Genomic DNA, 16,333 nt, shown 5'->3' with positions numbered 1-16,333 from the left:
TTAATATGAAGAGAACAAATTACGCTGGGCGGACCAGCGAAAGCCAAATTGGTGAAGAAGTTGTTTTAAAGGGCTGGGTCGCTAAGCGGCGCAACCTCGGTGGTTTGATCTTTATCGACCTTCGTGACCGTGAAGGAATCGTGCAGCTGGTTTTTGATGAAAAGCAGGATCCCGAAGCGTTTCAAGTAGCTAACGAATGCCGGAGTGAATACATTATTGAAGTGCGGGGGCTGGTTCGTGAACGGGCAGAGATCAATCCGGATTTACCAACAGGTAAGATTGAAGTTGAAGTGAAAGAAGCCCACATTTTAGCTAAGTCCCAAACACCACCGTTTGAAGTCAAGGACGATGTCGACGCAAGTGAAGACCTGCGGTTGCAATACCGTTATATTGACTTGCGGCGTCCAGAAATGATGAAGAACATGAAGCTCCGGAGTAAGGTGGCTTCCATTATTCACAATTATTACGACAACCATGACTTTATGGACGTTGAGACCCCTGACTTGACCCGGTCAACTCCTGAAGGGGCCCGGGACTTCTTAGTTCCATCACGGGTCTATCCAGGCCACTTTTACGCTTTGCCACAATCACCCCAGCTCTTTAAACAATTATTAATGGCCGCGGGTGTCGACCGGTACTATCAAATGGCCCGTTGTTTCCGTGACGAAGACTTACGTGGGGACCGTCAACCGGAATTTACCCAAGTCGATACGGAGATGAGTTTTGCTACTGCCGAAGATATTCAAGACATGACCGAAGGCTTGATTAAGCGGGTCATGAAGGAAGCGTTAGGGGTCGATGTGCAAACTCCATTCCCGCGCATGGAATGGCAAGAAGCCATGGATAAGTATGGCTCTGACAAGCCTGATACCCGGTTTGGGATGTTGATTCATGACCTTTCCGACATTGTCAAGGACAGCAGCTTCAAGGTCTTCTCCGGCACAGTTGCTGACGGTAATTACGTCCGAGCAATCTGTGTTCCGGGTGGGGCAGACCACTACTCACGGAAGGCCATTTCTAAGAAGGAAGAATACATTAAGCGTTATGGTGCCAAGGGATTGGCCTGGGTCAAGGTTACTGCTGATGGGTACAATGGCCCAATTGCCAAATTTATTAACGACTTGGCGGACCCAATTAACGAACGGCTGGGTGCGAATGAAGGTGACTTGATCCTGTTCGTGGCGGATAGTTTCCACGTGGTTGCTGACTCATTGGGTTACTTACGGAAAGACATTGCCAAAGAAATGGACATGATCAAACCAGGCCAATGGAACTACCTTTGGGTGGTTAACTGGCCAATGTTTGAATACGATGAAGGATTTGGTAAGTGGATTGCGGCCCACCACCCATTCACAATGCTAAATGAAGAGGACCTGCATTACCTGGAAGATGGCGAAGATCCTCACAAGGCTCACGCTCAAAGCTATGATATTATCCTGAACGGGAACGAAATTGGTGGGGGCTCAATCCGGATCCACGATCCAAAGGTTCAAGAAAAGGTCTTTAAGGCCCTTGGTTACACTAAGGAAGAAGCCCGGGCACGTTTTAACTTCCTCATTAAGGGGTTGGAAAATGGGATGCCGCCTGAAGGTGGACTTGCCTTTGGCTTTGACCGGTGGGTCATGTTATTAGCGGGAGCGGACAACATTCGTGACGTCATTCCATTCCCGAAGAACTCCAAGGGAGTCGAACCAATGACCGCTGCTCCAGGAACGGTTGACCAGGAACAGCTGGATGAATTACACATTGCTGTCAAGGATGACGAAGCAGATAAAAATAATTAAAAAAAGCGCACTTTTATGTTGACGATGAAACAAGGGTTGTCTATAATTAGTTGCGTAGTGTAAAGACAGTAATTAATTAGTCGAAACACAGTACGATTTTAAGCTCGGAGGGAGGGAATTTAATATGTCAAAGACAATCGTTCGTAAGAATGAATCTTTAGATGATGCTCTTCGGCGCTTTAAGCGTACGGTTTCACGGAACGGAACTCTTCAAGAATACCGTAAGCGTGAGTTCTATGAAAAGCCAAGCGTACGGCGTAAGTTAAAATCTGAAGCGGCACGTAAGCGTAAGAATAAGCGTCGTCACTAAAATGATGCAAAGCTCCCAGTCATGTTGACGGGAGCTTTTTCTTCAGGGAGGTTATCATTATGAGTCTATTAGATGATTTGAAAAAAGACATGATTAGTGCAATGAAGGCTAAGGATAAGGACACCTTGAGCGTTGTGCGGATGTTAAAGGCGTCGGTTCAAAACGAACAAATCAATTTGGGTCATGACTTGACGCCAGATGAAGAAAATGCCTTGATGGCCAAGGAATACAAGCAACGGAAGGACTCCCTCGCTGAATTTGAAAAGGGTGGTCGTCAGGACCTCGTCGATGCCACCAAGAAGGAAATGGCCGTGGTGGCTAAGTACATGCCTGAACAAATGAGTGCTGATGAGATTCAAAAGGTGGTCGAAGAAACGATTGACCAAGTTGGCGCCACCAGCATGAAGGACTTTGGTAAGGTCATGGGTGCCATTATGCCAAAGGTCAAGGGCAAGGCTGATGGCCAAGTGGTTAACGCTACAGTTAAAAAGGTTCTGCAAAGCAAGTAATGCAATTTACAGTGACTTGTCGCATAGATTGCGAAAAAATGATGAGGGCCCAGATGGTTGTTTGCAAACCATTCTGGGCCTTCATTAGTTGGGACAACGTTCCTGATTCGTAGGACGCTCAAACTATGATATAATAACAAAAAACAGTAAAGGAGCAATGTTTTTGGCAGCTGATGCAAAAGAAATGACCATGAGTTTTCAAATTGATGACCCACAAGTCGAAGTGGGGTTATTAGGAACTCAGGATAAGTACGTTTCCTTAATTGAAGAAGGAATGAACGTCACGGTTAACCCCTTTGGTAATGAACTGAAGATTTCTGGTGAACAAGAGGCCGTTCACTTGACAATCGATGTGTTACAAGAGTTGGTTAACCTGATTACTCAGGGAATCATGATCAGTAGCGCTGATATTGTGAGTGCAATGAAAATGGCTCACCGGGGAACGCTTCAATATTTTGGTGATTTATACAGTGAAAAAATCATTAATGACCGCCGAGGACGGCCAATTCGGGTCAAAACCTTTGGCCAACGTCAATATGTTCATGCCATGAAGGATAATGACATTACCTTCGGCATTGGACCTGCTGGGACGGGGAAAACCTACCTTGCCGTTGCAATGGCCGTGGCTGCATTGAAACGGGGCGAGGTTGAACGGATCGTTTTAACTCGTCCAGCGGTGGAAGCCGGGGAAAGTCTCGGGTTCTTACCTGGCGACCTTAAGGAAAAGGTTGACCCTTACTTGCGCCCAATTTATGATGCCTTGAACAATATTTTTGGCGCTGACCATACAGAACGGTTGATGGAACGGGACGTTATTGAAATTGCCCCATTAGCCTACATGCGGGGACGGACCCTTGATAATGCTTTTGTGATTCTCGACGAAGCACAAAATACCACGAATGCACAAATGAAAATGTTCCTGACCCGGCTCGGTTTTGGTTCCAAAATGGTCGTTAACGGCGATGTCTCCCAAATTGACCTGCCGCATGGTTCACGAAGTGGCTTGATCAGTGCGCAAAAGATCTTAGCTGGGGTTTCATCCATTGAGTTCGTGCACTTTGGGGCCGCGGATGTCGTTCGTCACCCAGTCGTTGCGAAGATTATTACCGCCTATGAAGAACACGCTGACCAGGAGAAAAAGTAATGGATCTTGAATTGTATGACCATACTGATGGGGTGCTGACTGACCATCAACGGCAGTTAGCCACGGATTTGATTCAGTTTGCGGCTGAGGAGTTGTCACTGAAGGACAGTGATGAAGTGTCGTTAACCTTTGTTCGTAACCCCGAAATCAAAAAAATCAATGCCCAATACCGGGGGGTTGATCGCGCTACGGACGTGATTTCCTTTGCAATCAATGACGATGATGAAGACATTGTAATGGATCCGGAGATGGCAGCCATGATTCCGAAGGATTTGGGCGACCTCTTTATTTCAATTGATAAGGTGAAGGAGCAGGCGCTTTTCTTAGGCCATTCCGCAGATCGTGAACTGGGCTTTTTAGTGGTGCACGGCTTTTTGCACCTGAACGGTTATGATCATGAACAACCGGCTGATGAAAAAGAAATGTTTAGTTTACAGGAGAAAATTTTAGATGCCTATGGACTCACAAGATAGACAGACAACTAAAAACCACCGCTTACTGCAGGCAATGCGCCATTCTGTTAGTGGCATTTGGCTGGTGGTGTCTCGCGAGCGCAACATGCGTTACCACATTGCGGCGAGTATTATTGTCATAATTCTCGGCCTGTGGCTGAAGCTTTTGCCGTGGGAATGGCTCTGGTTATTCCTGGCCATTTTTACGGTTTTTTCTGCTGAATTTATGAATACCGTGGTGGAGTCCTTTTGCGACCTGATCGTTGGCCATCAGTTTAACATTAATGTCAAAAAAATTAAGGACGTTTCAGCCGGCACCGTCATGATTGCGGCCATTTTTGCGGTGATCGTGGGGTTGATTATTTTCGGACCACGGTTAATCGCAGTATTAGGAGGATAATAATTTGGAAAATCAAGAATTTCATTCGGGTTTTGTGGCCCTGATTGGGCGCCCAAATGTTGGTAAATCAACACTATTGAATTACATCGTTGGTCAAAAGGTTGCCATTATGAGTAACGTGGCCCAAACAACGCGGAATAAGATCCAAGGAATTTACACCACTGATGATGCTCAAATCGTTTTTATTGATACCCCAGGAGTGCACAAACCGAAGACCAAGTTAGGCGACTTCATGGAACGGTCGACGATGTCTGCCCTGGCAGAGATTGACGCGGTCCTCTTTGTCGTGGCCGCGGACGAAAAACGGGGCCCGGGCGATGATTACATTATTAACCATCTCAAAGACGTCCAAAAACCAATTTACCTGGTTATCAATAAAATTGATAAGGTTCATCCGAATGAATTACCGGACATTGTTGCTCAATACAAGGATGCCCTGCCGTTTAAAGATGTCATTCCAGTTTCGGCCTTGGAAGGTAACAACGTTAATGCTTTGATGGACGAACTTGTCAAGGAATTACCAGTTGGTCCACAATATTACCCGGCTGATCAAATTTCCGACCACCCAGAACGTTTTGTAATTGCTGAAATGATTCGGGAAAAGGTCTTCCAACTGACGCGGGAAGAAGTACCGCATTCAGTGGCAATTGATGTCACTTCGATTAAGCGGGAAGATAACGAAACGGTCCATATCAGTGCCAACATTATTGTGGAGCGGCCTGGGCAAAAGGGAATCATCATTGGCAAAAAGGGGCAAATGCTCAAAAAGATCGGCCAAATGGCCCGTCAGGATATCGAACACCTGCTGGGCGACCATGTTTACTTGCAATTGTGGGTCAAGGTTGTTCCTGGTTGGCGTGATAAATCGGCCATGCTTAAGGATTACGGTTACCGCAATAAGGACTATTAAGGAGTGAACGGCTGGGTGGTACTCAGCCGTCATTTTATTAAGGAGGTGGGCGCATGGCACGGACAAATGAGCCGTTTGAAGGGATCATTATGAACGTCCGTAATTATCGCGAACGGGATCAACTCGTTAAGATCCTCACTGATAAAATTGGTCCGGCCATGTTTTTGGTGCTGGGTGCCCGGCGCAAAAACTTCAAACTAGCGGCGGATATTTTACCGTTTACCCATGGTCGTTATGTCGGCTGGCTATCCCCGGATAAACTAAATTACATCGTCACAGCTCAGGAAACTCACCAGTTTCGCCACCTTGGCGATGATATTGATGCCAACGCGTACGCTACCTATCTGCTGGAATTGGTGGACCGGGCATTTGATGATGGGCATGCCATTGGGGCCTGGTTCGATCAGGTCATGGCGGCCTTGCAGCTTATTGATGACGGTCAGGACCCCCAAATTGTGGTCAATGTGTTGGAAGTCCAACTGTTAATCAGATTTGGGGTCATGCCAGAGTGGCGGCATTGTGTGATTTGCGGTGAAAATACCAAATTGATGGACTATTCCGAAGCATATGGTGGTTTGCTGTGTGTCAATCATTGGGACCAGGATCCTCATCGACTTCATTTAGATGCGAAAACGGTGAACTACTTGCGTTTTTTTGCGACCCTTAACTTGCAACAGGTTAATCAAATTCAGGTCGCCCCGCTGGTGAAGCGTAACCTTCGTTGGGCCCTCGATAAAATCTATGGTGATCAGGTCGGTTTGCGACTGAAAAGCAAACGGTTCATTGACCAGATGGCTGAATGGGATCAGGCCCTCAAAAATGGTCCAGAAAAATAAAATTTTTGGCGAATCAAATTGACTTTTCGTCCCAGGGTTGTATTATTAAACAGTATAAAAATTAAATGAATCTTTGACGATGACGGGGAAACTAGCGGGTTACGTTGCCCAGCGAGTGGAGAAGAGTGTGAGCTCCACCAACTTACCTGTGTAGTGGCGCCCCAACAGTCATGCTGAATTAAGCTGTTTCGTAGTGATACGAAAAAGCAGGGTGGAACCGCGATTTATTCGTCCCTGTAATGGTAGTGATGCCATTGCAGGGCTTTTTTAGTGAAAGGTGGATGTCAGATGACAAAGAAATTAACGGTTCAAGAGATTATCTTTACTCTTGAAAAATATTGGACAGACCAGGGATGCATGTTAATGCAGGCCTACGATAATGAAAAAGGTGCCGGAACGATGAGTCCCTACACCTTCTTGCGGGCGATTGGTCCAGAACCTTGGAATGTAGCCTATGTTGAACCATCGCGGCGGCCAGCGGACGGCCGGTATGGTGAAAACCCCAACCGGTTGTACCAACACCACCAATTCCAAGTTTTAATGAAGCCATCGCCGGATAACATTCAAGAATTATACTTAGGCAGTTTAAAACAACTAGGGATTGAACCCCTCGAGCATGATATCCGGTTTGTGGAAGATAATTGGGAAAACCCATCCATGGGGTGTGCCGGTGTCGGTTGGGAAGTTTGGCTCGACGGAATGGAAGTTACCCAATTTACTTACTTCCAAGTTGTTGGTGAATTGACGATGAATCCGGTCGCTGCCGAAGTCACTTATGGACTGGAACGGTTAGCTGAATACATTCAAAATGTTGATTCCGTTTATGATTTGGAATGGGCGGACGGCGTTTTGTACGGCGACATTTTCAAAGAACCAGAATACGAACACTCGAAGTACTCCTTTGAAGAAAGCAACCAAGAAATGTTGCTAAAGGCTTTTAACGATTACGAAAGTGAAGCGAAGCGATTGATCAAACTCGGCTTGGTTCACCCGGCCTACGATTATGTGCTGAAGTGTAGCCATACCTTTAATCTTTTGGATGCCCGGGGTGCAGTTTCCGTTACGGAACGGGCCGGTTATTTACACCGGATTCGGATTATGGCGAAATCGATTGCTAAGGCCTTTGTCGAAGAACGGCGCAAGCTTGGTTTCCCATTGATTCATGATGAAAAGCTCCGTCAACAAACGGTTGCTGAATACACGAAGAAGGCAGAAAAGGCGAAGGAACGGGCAGCTAAGCAAGCCGCTAAAAAGGCCAAGAAAGTACAAAAGGGGGACAAGTAGGATGGCTCATTCATACTTACTAGAAGTCGGCGTTGAAGAAATGCCTGCGCACGTGGTCACACCTAGCATTAAACAACTTCACCAACGGGTGGCCAAGTATCTTAAAGACCAACGAATTGATTTTGAAAGTATCCAAGAATTTGCGACACCACGTCGGTTAGCCCTGTTGATTCATGGCTTGAGTGATCAACAACCGGACATTGACGAAACCGTGAAGGGACCGGCCAAAAAAATTGCTCAAGATGAAGATGGTAACTGGACCAAGGCAGCGATTGGCTTTACCCGTGGTCAGGGAGCAACGGTGGACGACATTGAATTCAAAGATGTTAAGGGAACCGAATACGTCTTTGTTGAAAAGCACATCGCTGGGAAGGCGGTTGCAGAAGTGTTGCAAGGCTTGCCTGAGGTAATTACGTCGATGACGTTCCCAACTTTAATGAAGTGGGGCTACAATAACCTGCAATTTATTCGGCCCATTCGCTGGTTAGTATCCTTGTTGGACGATGAAGTGGTGTCATTTAAGATCTTAGATGTCGAGGCCGGTCGGCAAACCGAAGGCCATCGTTTTCTGGGACACCCAGTTGAAATCGCCACTGCGGATGATTATGAAGCCACTTTGCATGATGATTTTGTGATCGCTGACCAAGCCAAGCGGAAGCAATTGATTCAGGACCAGATCAACAAAATTGTCGAAGCACACAATTGGCAAGTGGACTGGGACGCCGATCTCTTAGAAGAGGTTAACAACCTGGTGGAATGGCCAACCGCCTTTGCGGGTTCCTTTGACGAAAAGTACCTCGCGCTACCAGAAGCGGTTCTGATCACCTCAATGAAGGACAACCAACGTTTCTTCTGTGTTCGGGACCATGACGGTAAATTGTTGCCACACTTTATTTCCGTCCGGAACGGGAATACCGAATTCTTAGACAACGTGATTAAAGGAAATGAACGGGTCTTGGTTCCACGGTTGGAAGACGCCCAATTCTTCTACCAAGAGGATCAAAAGGTTACCATTGATGAATACGTGGAACGGTTAAAGAAGGTTAGCTTCCATGACCAAATCAGTTCCATGTATGACAAGATGGCACGGACTGCAGTGATTGCTAACATGTTAGGCCAAAAGCTCGGCTTATCTGATGCCGAATTAGCGGATCTGGCCCGGGCAGCACAAATCTACAAATTTGATTTGACGACCCAAATGGTCGGCGAGTTTGCCGAATTACAAGGGGTCATGGGCGAAATTTATGCCAAACTCTTTGGTGAAAAACCAGCTGTGGCGACGGCCATTCGTGAACACTACATGCCGGTATCAGCAGATGGTGATTTGCCAGCGACTAAGCTTGGGACGATCTTGGCGATCGCAGACAAGCTAGACAGCATTATGAGCTTCTTTGCTACCGACATGATCCCGTCTGGTTCCAATGACCCATATGCATTACGGCGGCAGGCCTACGGAATTGTGCGGATGGTCGCAGAACAAGGCTGGCACTTGCCATTGCTGGAAATGCAAGGTGAATTTGCTGAAGCAATCCACAATGCCGGCATTGAAACCAAATTTGACTACACCAAGAACGCAGATCAAGTCCAAGCATTCTTTATGGATCGGCTCAAGCAGTACTTCAGTGGTGAAAAGCTTCGTCATGATATCGTGGATACCGTTACTGATACCAGGCAAACTGATATCGTGAATGTCTTGGACGCCGCTAGTGTTCTGGATGATCAAAAGGACAGTGACCACTTTAAAGACGATGTTGAAGCCTTGACGCGGGTTCTGCGGATTGCCAAAAAGGGCCAACAAAACGATGTTACTATCAACCCATCCTTATTCCAAAATTCTTCCGAAACGAAGTTGCACGAGGCGGTTGATCAATTGCAGGGACAGTTTGCTGAATTGACGATGGCCGACCGTTTCCAACAATTACGGAGTCTGGCCCCAATTATTACCGAATACTTTGATGAAAACATGATTATGGATAAGGATGAACAGGTTAAGAACAACCGGCTCGCTCAATTAAACCAAATCGCGCAAATGGCTGGCGAATTTGGTAATCTAGATCACTTAATCGTGAAATAAAGCATTGGCATTTTAAATGCTTTGTGCTAAAATGTTATTTGGTTAAATTACGTGGTTTTAAGTAACAGAAAGGTCGCAATCCAGTTTTTGGAAAGCGACCTTTCGTAACTATTATCAGAGTTGTGAGGGGGCATTCGATGGCAAAAATTCCAAACGAATTAATTGACCAAATTCGGGATGCGGTCAATATTGTTGACGTCATCAGTCAAGATGTCCAATTAAAGCGCCAAGGAAAAAATTTGATGGGGCACTGCCCATTCCACCGTGATGATACCCCGTCATTTGCGGTCAATGAGCAAAAGCAATTTTTCTACTGCTTCAGTTGTCACCGAAGCGGCAATGTCTTTGGCTTTTTGCAGCAACTTCATAACTTATCATTTCCGGAAGCGGTCCAGCAGGTTGCTGAAATGGCAAATATTTCCTTGCCCCAGCAGTATACAAACCGTGCGGAACAGTCAGTCGAAAATAGTCCGAAAGGGCAATTAATCAAGTTGCACGATCAGGCGGCGCGGTTGTATCACCATATCTTGGTAAACACCGAGGCTGGTCAGCAGGCCCTCCATTACCTGACGAAACGGGGAATGAGCCGGGAGATGATTGAGCAATTTTCTTTGGGGTTTGCCCCAGAGCAAAGTGATACCGAAGAGGTACTCTTAGAATACGCGACTGGTCAACAGCTCGATTATCAGTTACTCCGAAAATCTGGTTTGTTCACGGAAGACCACCAGGGGAAACTCCATGATCGTTTTCATGGACGGGTGATGTACCCGATTAAAAACGAAAGCGGTCATGTGATTGCCTTTTCTGGCCGGATTCTGGCCCCCAAAGCAACGGCTAACGAACCGAAATACATGAATAGTCCAGAGACGCCGATTTTTAATAAACGGCGGGTTTTGTTTAACCTCGATTTAGCCAAACAGGCGGCGCGGGAAAATGGTTCTTTAACCCTCTTTGAAGGGTTCATGGATGTCATTTCGGCTTATGACGCGGGAGTCAAAACCGGGATTGCCTCAATGGGGACGAACCTGACTGAAGAGCAGATTCGAATCATCCAACGCCTTGTTCAGCAAGTTAACGTCTGTTATGACGGTGATGATCCCGGACAAAACGCGATCAACCGCGCTTTGCAGATGTTTGAAGACAATGCGCCTCAACTAACTGTCAAGATTATTCAATTACCTGGCGGCTTAGATCCGGACGAATATGTCCAAAAATATGGCGCAATCAAGTTTAAGGACTATCTTCAGCATTCGCAAGAAAACGCCATTGAATTTCATCTCCGCTATTTACAACGGGGGCTGAACTTGCAAAATCAGGATGAATTAATGGGGTACTTAAATGCAGCTTTACGGGTGATTGCTGGAGTGGCAGAACCGGTAGCTCAGGATTTGTACCTTCAAAAGCTGGCTGAACAATTTAATTTAGACAAACAGAGCTTGGCCAAGCAATTGGGAGCGATCCAGCCAACTGTCCAACCAGCTCGTCAGCGATCACACCCTTCCCCGGCTCGTCGTACACAGTGGTGTAATCGTCCGGCACCACAACCGGCTGCGGAACCAAGCGCACCAACCCAGCACCTGGCTTCCAAATTGGAAAATGCGGAGCAGATGTTACTAAAATACTACCTCGATGATGAGGGGATCCGGACAATGGTCCGCGGAATTGATGACTTTGCCTTTCCTGATCAAGCCTATCAGCAACTGCAACGGGAAATTGACAATTGCCTGAGTGAGCATGACGAAATTTCAACGGCGGCCTTGATTGACCGGTTGGACGACCCGCAAGCAAAGCAATTACTAGCTCAAATTGAAGCTCAGTCATTAAACGAAAATGTTAGTGACGAGGCGGTGAATGACCTAATTCGTGTTATCATGGATGAGGCGCCATTAACACAACAGATTAATGCGAAGCGGGCGGCTTTGAACGAAGCAGCAATGATGAATGACCAGGAACTGACGACCAAGCTGGCAACTGAGCTGGTAAACCTCTACCAACGACAACAACAAATGAAAACGGAGGAATTAAATTAACTATGGCAAAAGCTAAAAAACAACTTGTAATTTCAAACGATGAAAACTTTGATCAAAAGAAGTACGACCAAGCGGTCGGCAAGCTGATTCGTGAATACAAAAAAGCCAAGAACATCCATTATGATGAATTAAGCAAGCAGATTGCCGCTCCGTTTGACTTGAATGCGGATGGGTTGGATAACCTGATGCAAAATATTGAAGATGCCGGTATTAGCGTGGTGGACGAAAATGGTGACCCAGATCCACGGGCATTAAAGGCCACGGAAAAGTTGTCCCAAACGGCGGTTAACGACCGTGACACCTCTGCACCAACGGGCGTGAAGATTAATGACCCTGTGCGGATGTACTTGAAGGAAATTGGTCGGGTTAACTTGTTAACTGCTGACCAAGAAGTGGAATTGGCATTGCGCATTGAACAAGGTGATGAAACTGCCAAGCAAGAGTTGGCAGAAGCTAACTTACGGCTGGTGGTTTCAATTGCCAAGCGGTACGTTGGCCGGGGAATGCAGTTCCTGGACCTAATCCAAGAAGGTAACATGGGACTGATGAAGGCCGTCGAAAAATTCGACTACCGGAAAGGGTTCAAGTTCTCGACCTACGCGACCTGGTGGATTCGGCAAGCCATTACGCGGGCAATTGCGGACCAGGCGCGGACAATCCGGATTCCGGTTCACATGGTTGAAACCATCAACAAGTTGATCCGGATCCAACGGCAATTGCTCCAGGACTTGGGTCGTGAACCACTACCAGAAGAAATCGGGGCCGAAATGGACATGCCAACCAAGAAGGTCCGTGATATTCTCAAGATTGCTCAGGAACCAGTATCTCTGGAAACTCCAATTGGTGAAGAGGATGATTCCCACTTGGGCGACTTTATCGAAGATCATGACGCAACGAGTCCTGCAGACCACGCGGCCTATGAAATGATGAAGAAGCAACTAGAAAATGTGCTGGATACGTTAACTGACCGTGAAGAAAACGTCCTCCGCCTTCGGTTTGGCCTTGATGATGGCCGGACCCGGACGCTGGAAGAAGTTGGGAAGGTCTTCGGAGTCACGCGGGAACGGATTCGGCAAATCGAAGCCAAGGCCTTACGGAAGCTTCGTCACCCATCTCGTTCTAAGCAATTGAAGGACTTCTTAGAATAAATGCTAGCAATAATTAAGCCGTGGAGGATGCTAGATGGATCCGCCACGGCTTTTATGCTAGGATGTTGGAAAAAGGAGAGAGGGGAATTGCCATGAAAATGTACATCGCTGACGCGTTTACTGATCAGCTTTTTAAGGGGAACCCGGCGGCGGTCTGCTTTGTTAAACATTGGCCCAGTGAGCAATTGATGAAAAACATTGCCATGGAAAACCGCTTTTCCGAAACCGCCTTTGCAATCAAAACAACGCCCGATCATTATTTGTTACGCTGGTTCACCCCTGGTGGGGAGATTGATCTCTGTGGACATGCTACTTTGGCAACAGCATTTATCATTTTCCAAAACGATCCACCCAAGGGTGACATAATTACTTTTACAACTAGCCGAAGCGGTGATTTAACGGTCACCAAACAGGGCGATCGTTATGCGATGGCTTTTCCTGCTTACCGGCTGACTCCATTAACGGTTACAGATGAAATGACAGCAGTATTTGGGGTGCAGCCACGCGAAGCATACCTAGGTCGTGATCTGCTATGTGTTTTCAATGATGTTCAAGACGTGATTGATATGAAACCAGATCAGGAAAAACTTGCTAAATTACCGGGACTACTTCAAAATGTGACGGCGGCAGGAAATCAATACGACTGTGTATCGCGGTCCTTTGCGCCAAAGTTAAACGTCGCTGAAGATCCAGTCTGTGGGAGCGGCCATTGTCATATCATTCCGTATTGGTCAAAACGACTAGGCAAAAATGAACTGGCTGCTTACCAGGCTTCGGCCCGAGGTGGCATTCTATATTGTCGAGACGAGGGTGATACGATTAGCTTAGCTGGAAACGCGGTGCTCTATTCGAGTGGCGAATTACAGATTAATTAACAACAAAAGCCGTAGAAGGTTTCCTTTGGAAAACCTTCTACGGCTTTTGTAAGTGATAGGTTACTTTAAATTGACATCAACGGTCTTTGGTAGTTCGTTGACAAACTTTTCGTAGCTGGCTTGTTCACCAGTTTCTGTCACGGTGGTGTTGTCAGCAGTGACGTTGGCGTTGTGCAAAGCCCCTTCATCAACTTCCAATTCATGGGTAACCGTGGCGTTACCAATCAGTTCAATCCAGTACCGGTGATCAGCAAAGTGAACAATTGTCTTGACCATCCCACCTGGGTTGTAAACCGTGATTGGTTGATCGAAGTCAGCTTGATCAGGATGAGTAATCGCAAAGGCGAGGGTCGTTGCCGACATTCCTGTACCGCAGGCGTTGGTAAAGCCAACTCCCCGTTCAAAGGTGCGGACGAACAGTTCGTTGTGACCAAGGATCTTGGCAAAGTTAACGTTGACGCCATCAGTAAAGTACGGATTATCGCCATTGAGGTAGCGACCAAGCTCACCCAACAGGGGACCAGCAATGGTTGCTTCATCCATAAAGGCGATCAAATGCGGATTTGGCACTGCCACAGAAGTAAACTTTAGCTTTGGTGCTAATTCTGGGACGTATTCGTCAATGATTCGGTCACGACCGAGATTATCAAAAGGTAGGGCTTCCTTATTGAACTTTACTGGCGAAATTTCTGCGGCAAAGGCAGGAACACCATCTGCGAAGGGGGCATGCTCAGCAACTTGCAGGTCCGCCTTCATTGTTTCAATCTTGAATTCCTTTTGACCGGTCTTTTCGGCGACGTAGCGGGCGACCGTTCGGATCCCATTGCCGCACATTGAGGCTTCACTACCGTCAGCGTTGATGACGCGCATTTGGGCAATGACACCGTCGTGTGATGAGTCATTGACCACCAGTAAGCCATCAGCTCCGTTGAGCATTCCAGTATCAGGATTAGTTAGTTGCTTGGTGAGGGCGACCAATTCAGGATCAGTTAACTGCTTGTCAAGTGTGGTTTGGTCTAAAATGAAAAATTGGTTTTGTGAACCATGAACCTTTAATAATTGGGCCATATGACCGCCTCCTGTTTATTTATTAGGGAAGAAGTGCTGGTAGATGGCGCGGATGGCGTCATCAGCGTCTTTCTTATAGGTCCCAATCATGATGGAGATCCGGGACGCTCCCTGGTTGATCATTGAAATTCGAATGTTGTGGGCTGCTAATTCATCGAAGATCCCGGCAGCCACGCCGACCTTATTAAACATGCCTTCGCCGACTACCATGATGACGGCATAATCGTCGATCCATTCCAGACTATCCGGGTTAACGGTGGCCTTGACTTCGTCGCAAATAGTTTGCACCATGTCGTCTGAGATCAGTTTCCGGTCAAAGATGATCGTGATGTCATCAATTCCGGATGGCATGTGTTCATATGGTACGCCATACTTATTCAGAATTTCGAGAATCTTTAGTGTAAACCCGGCTTCACGATTTAGCAAGTACTTGTGCAGATAAAGAGCCGCATAGTGCTTGCCACCGGCGATCCCAGTGACAATCTGTTCTGGTTTGAAGCCTTGGTTTGGTACAATTAAGGTGCCGGGCTTTTCTGGCGCGTGGGTGTTTTTAACGTTAACCACAATGTTACCCTGAATTGCCGGGATCAACGCTTCATCGTGGAAAACGGAGAAACCGGCGTAGGACAGTTCCCGCATTTCCCGGTAGGTCATCCGCCGGATTGGTTGAGGGTCCTTCACAATGGCGGGGTTGGCAGAGAAAATTGCGTCAACGTCCGTGAAGTTTTCGTATAAATCAGCATCGAAGCCCCGCGCCAAGATTGCTCCCGTAATATCGGAACCGCCTCGGGAGAAAGTAGCAATGTTCCCATCAATGGTGAAGCCAAAGAATCCCGGAAAGATTAACTTCTCGTCATTTGAATACTTGATATGACTCAGGTTAACGTAGGTTTGTGGATCGACAATGGCGTTATTTGGTTCACCATCAACGATAATGCCAGCGTCCTTGGGATCGACAAAGCGGGCATTAACACCTAATTTTTGGAGGACGGCGGCCATCAAACGGGCGTTGAGGCGTTCACCATGTGCCTTAAAAGCGGCCATCAGGTAGTCATCGTTGGGATAATCCCGACTTGGCAGCTCCACGATAATTTGATGAATTGTGGAGAGCGCTGCCTTCGCCACCCCAAAGTGGGCCCCAATTTCTTCATAGCGGGAGAAAATTTCGTTTTGCACGGCACTATAGTCGGCCTTTTTAATGACGGCATTCGCATAGTTGATTAATAGGTCGGTCACTTTGATGTCGTCTTGAAATCGTTTGCCGGGAGCGGAAGTTACCACTACTTGGCGGTCAGGTTCGGCATTAATGATTTGAATGGCTTGTTCAAAGGCGTCCCCATTGGCGAGGGAACTGCCACCAAATTTTACAACTTTCATTTGACAACCTCTTTTTAATTTAAAGTTTATTATCTAGAATTTTACCATTTATGTCAGAGCTTGCAAACTCTACGAAATTGGATTTGTTGGACAAATGCGAAAAAATGTGAAAATGATGAGAAAGCTATTGAC

At 46.8% G+C, this 16,333-nt stretch carries 15 protein-coding genes; 13 read left to right on the top strand and 2 right to left on the bottom strand.

The features are described 5' to 3' along the window. Positions 1-5: 5 nt before the first annotated feature. From aspS to NFR43_RS04320, 13 genes are all read left to right on the top strand, one after another. A complete protein-coding gene (gene aspS, locus NFR43_RS04380) occupies positions 6-1,784 on the top strand; it encodes an aspartate--tRNA ligase (RefSeq protein WP_251546822.1) in 1,779 nt (592 codons plus the stop codon). A gap of 124 nt (positions 1,785-1,908) precedes the next feature. Then, complete coding sequence (rpsU, locus tag NFR43_RS04375) at positions 1,909-2,094, top strand: 30S ribosomal protein S21 (protein WP_251546820.1); 186 nt, start codon at positions 1,909-1,911, stop codon at positions 2,092-2,094. Positions 2,095-2,153: 59 nt separating this feature from the next. Then, positions 2,154-2,603 (top strand): GatB/YqeY domain-containing protein, encoded by a 450-nt coding sequence (locus tag NFR43_RS04370; protein WP_251546818.1) that lies wholly within the window; start codon positions 2,154-2,156, stop codon positions 2,601-2,603. Positions 2,604-2,760: 157 nt separating this feature from the next. Beyond that, the gene (locus tag NFR43_RS04365; protein WP_251546816.1) at positions 2,761-3,747 is read left to right on the top strand and encodes a PhoH family protein; all 987 of its coding nucleotides are present in this window, start codon (positions 2,761-2,763) and stop codon (positions 3,745-3,747) included. Further along, positions 3,747-4,220 (top strand): rRNA maturation RNase YbeY, encoded by a 474-nt coding sequence (gene ybeY, locus NFR43_RS04360; protein ID WP_251546814.1) that lies wholly within the window; start codon positions 3,747-3,749, stop codon positions 4,218-4,220. The genes NFR43_RS04365 and ybeY overlap by 1 nt, the downstream gene beginning before the upstream one ends. Then, entirely contained in the window at positions 4,198-4,599 is a 402-nt protein-coding gene (locus NFR43_RS04355) for a diacylglycerol kinase family protein (RefSeq protein ID WP_407658137.1), read from the top strand. Before ybeY ends, NFR43_RS04355 begins: the two co-directional genes overlap by 23 nt. A gap of 4 nt (positions 4,600-4,603) precedes the next feature. Continuing rightward, a complete protein-coding gene (gene era / locus NFR43_RS04350; RefSeq protein WP_251546805.1) occupies positions 4,604-5,509 on the top strand; it encodes a GTPase Era in 906 nt (301 codons plus the stop codon). Between the two features lie 53 nt (positions 5,510-5,562). Next, the gene (gene recO, locus NFR43_RS04345; protein WP_251546803.1) at positions 5,563-6,345 is read left to right on the top strand and encodes a DNA repair protein RecO; all 783 of its coding nucleotides are present in this window, start codon (positions 5,563-5,565) and stop codon (positions 6,343-6,345) included. A 288-nt stretch (positions 6,346-6,633) separates the two neighbouring features. Then, on the top strand, positions 6,634-7,629 hold the full coding sequence (gene glyQ, locus NFR43_RS04340) for a glycine--tRNA ligase subunit alpha (RefSeq protein ID WP_251546801.1): 996 nt from the start codon (positions 6,634-6,636) through the stop codon (positions 7,627-7,629). Position 7,630: 1 nt separating this feature from the next. Next, entirely contained in the window at positions 7,631-9,703 is a 2,073-nt protein-coding gene (gene glyS / locus NFR43_RS04335) for a glycine--tRNA ligase subunit beta (protein WP_251546799.1), read from the top strand. Positions 9,704-9,840: 137 nt separating this feature from the next. Beyond that, positions 9,841-11,733: a DNA primase gene (gene dnaG, locus NFR43_RS04330; protein WP_251546796.1), complete on the top strand. Its 1,893-nt coding sequence runs from the start codon at positions 9,841-9,843 to the stop codon at positions 11,731-11,733. A 2-nt stretch (positions 11,734-11,735) separates the two neighbouring features. Beyond that, positions 11,736-12,881: an RNA polymerase sigma factor RpoD gene (rpoD, locus tag NFR43_RS04325; protein WP_251546794.1), complete on the top strand. Its 1,146-nt coding sequence runs from the start codon at positions 11,736-11,738 to the stop codon at positions 12,879-12,881. 92 nt (positions 12,882-12,973) lie between these two features. Continuing rightward, a complete protein-coding gene (locus NFR43_RS04320) occupies positions 12,974-13,756 on the top strand; it encodes a PhzF family phenazine biosynthesis protein (RefSeq protein WP_251546792.1) in 783 nt (260 codons plus the stop codon). Between the two features lie 60 nt (positions 13,757-13,816). On the opposite strand, the gene dapF is transcribed toward NFR43_RS04320, so the two are convergent. Next, positions 13,817-14,824: a diaminopimelate epimerase gene (gene dapF / locus NFR43_RS04315; RefSeq protein WP_251546789.1), complete on the bottom strand. Its 1,008-nt coding sequence runs from the start codon at positions 14,822-14,824 to the stop codon at positions 13,817-13,819. 15 nt (positions 14,825-14,839) lie between these two features. Next, complete coding sequence (locus tag NFR43_RS04310; protein ID WP_251546787.1) at positions 14,840-16,201, bottom strand: aspartate kinase; 1,362 nt, start codon at positions 16,199-16,201, stop codon at positions 14,840-14,842. Positions 16,202-16,333 lie beyond the last annotated feature (132 nt).

Origin of the sequence: Limosilactobacillus caecicola (assembly GCF_943192935.1) — a bacterium.
Classification (GTDB): Bacteria; Bacillota; Bacilli; order Lactobacillales; family Lactobacillaceae; genus Limosilactobacillus; species Limosilactobacillus caecicola.
Note: the sequence above shows the minus strand (reverse complement) of the source record. Positions and strands in the feature narration are given on the sequence as shown.

Bases quoted from the DNA above. Each gene is read 5' to 3' on its own strand.
- aspS (WP_251546822.1), top strand. From the start codon at position 6: ATGAAGAGAACAAATTACGCTGGGCGGACCAGCGAAAGCCAAATTGGT.
- rpsU (WP_251546820.1), top strand. From the start codon at position 1,909: ATGTCAAAGACAATCGTTCGTAAGAATGAATCTTTAGATGATGCTCTT.
- NFR43_RS04370 (WP_251546818.1), top strand. From the start codon at position 2,154: ATGAGTCTATTAGATGATTTGAAAAAAGACATGATTAGTGCAATGAAG.
- NFR43_RS04365 (WP_251546816.1), top strand. From the start codon at position 2,761: ATGTTTTTGGCAGCTGATGCAAAAGAAATGACCATGAGTTTTCAAATT.
- ybeY (WP_251546814.1), top strand. From the start codon at position 3,747: ATGGATCTTGAATTGTATGACCATACTGATGGGGTGCTGACTGACCAT.
- NFR43_RS04355 (WP_407658137.1), top strand. From the start codon at position 4,198: ATGCCTATGGACTCACAAGATAGACAGACAACTAAAAACCACCGCTTA.
- recO (WP_251546803.1), top strand. From the start codon at position 5,563: ATGGCACGGACAAATGAGCCGTTTGAAGGGATCATTATGAACGTCCGT.
- glyQ (WP_251546801.1), top strand. From the start codon at position 6,634: ATGACAAAGAAATTAACGGTTCAAGAGATTATCTTTACTCTTGAAAAA.
- glyS (WP_251546799.1), top strand. From the start codon at position 7,631: ATGGCTCATTCATACTTACTAGAAGTCGGCGTTGAAGAAATGCCTGCG.
- dnaG (WP_251546796.1), top strand. From the start codon at position 9,841: ATGGCAAAAATTCCAAACGAATTAATTGACCAAATTCGGGATGCGGTC.
- rpoD (WP_251546794.1), top strand. From the start codon at position 11,736: ATGGCAAAAGCTAAAAAACAACTTGTAATTTCAAACGATGAAAACTTT.
- NFR43_RS04320 (WP_251546792.1), top strand. From the start codon at position 12,974: ATGAAAATGTACATCGCTGACGCGTTTACTGATCAGCTTTTTAAGGGG.
- dapF (WP_251546789.1), bottom strand. From the start codon at position 14,824: ATGGCCCAATTATTAAAGGTTCATGGTTCACAAAACCAATTTTTCATT.
- NFR43_RS04310 (WP_251546787.1), bottom strand. From the start codon at position 16,201: ATGAAAGTTGTAAAATTTGGTGGCAGTTCCCTCGCCAATGGGGACGCC.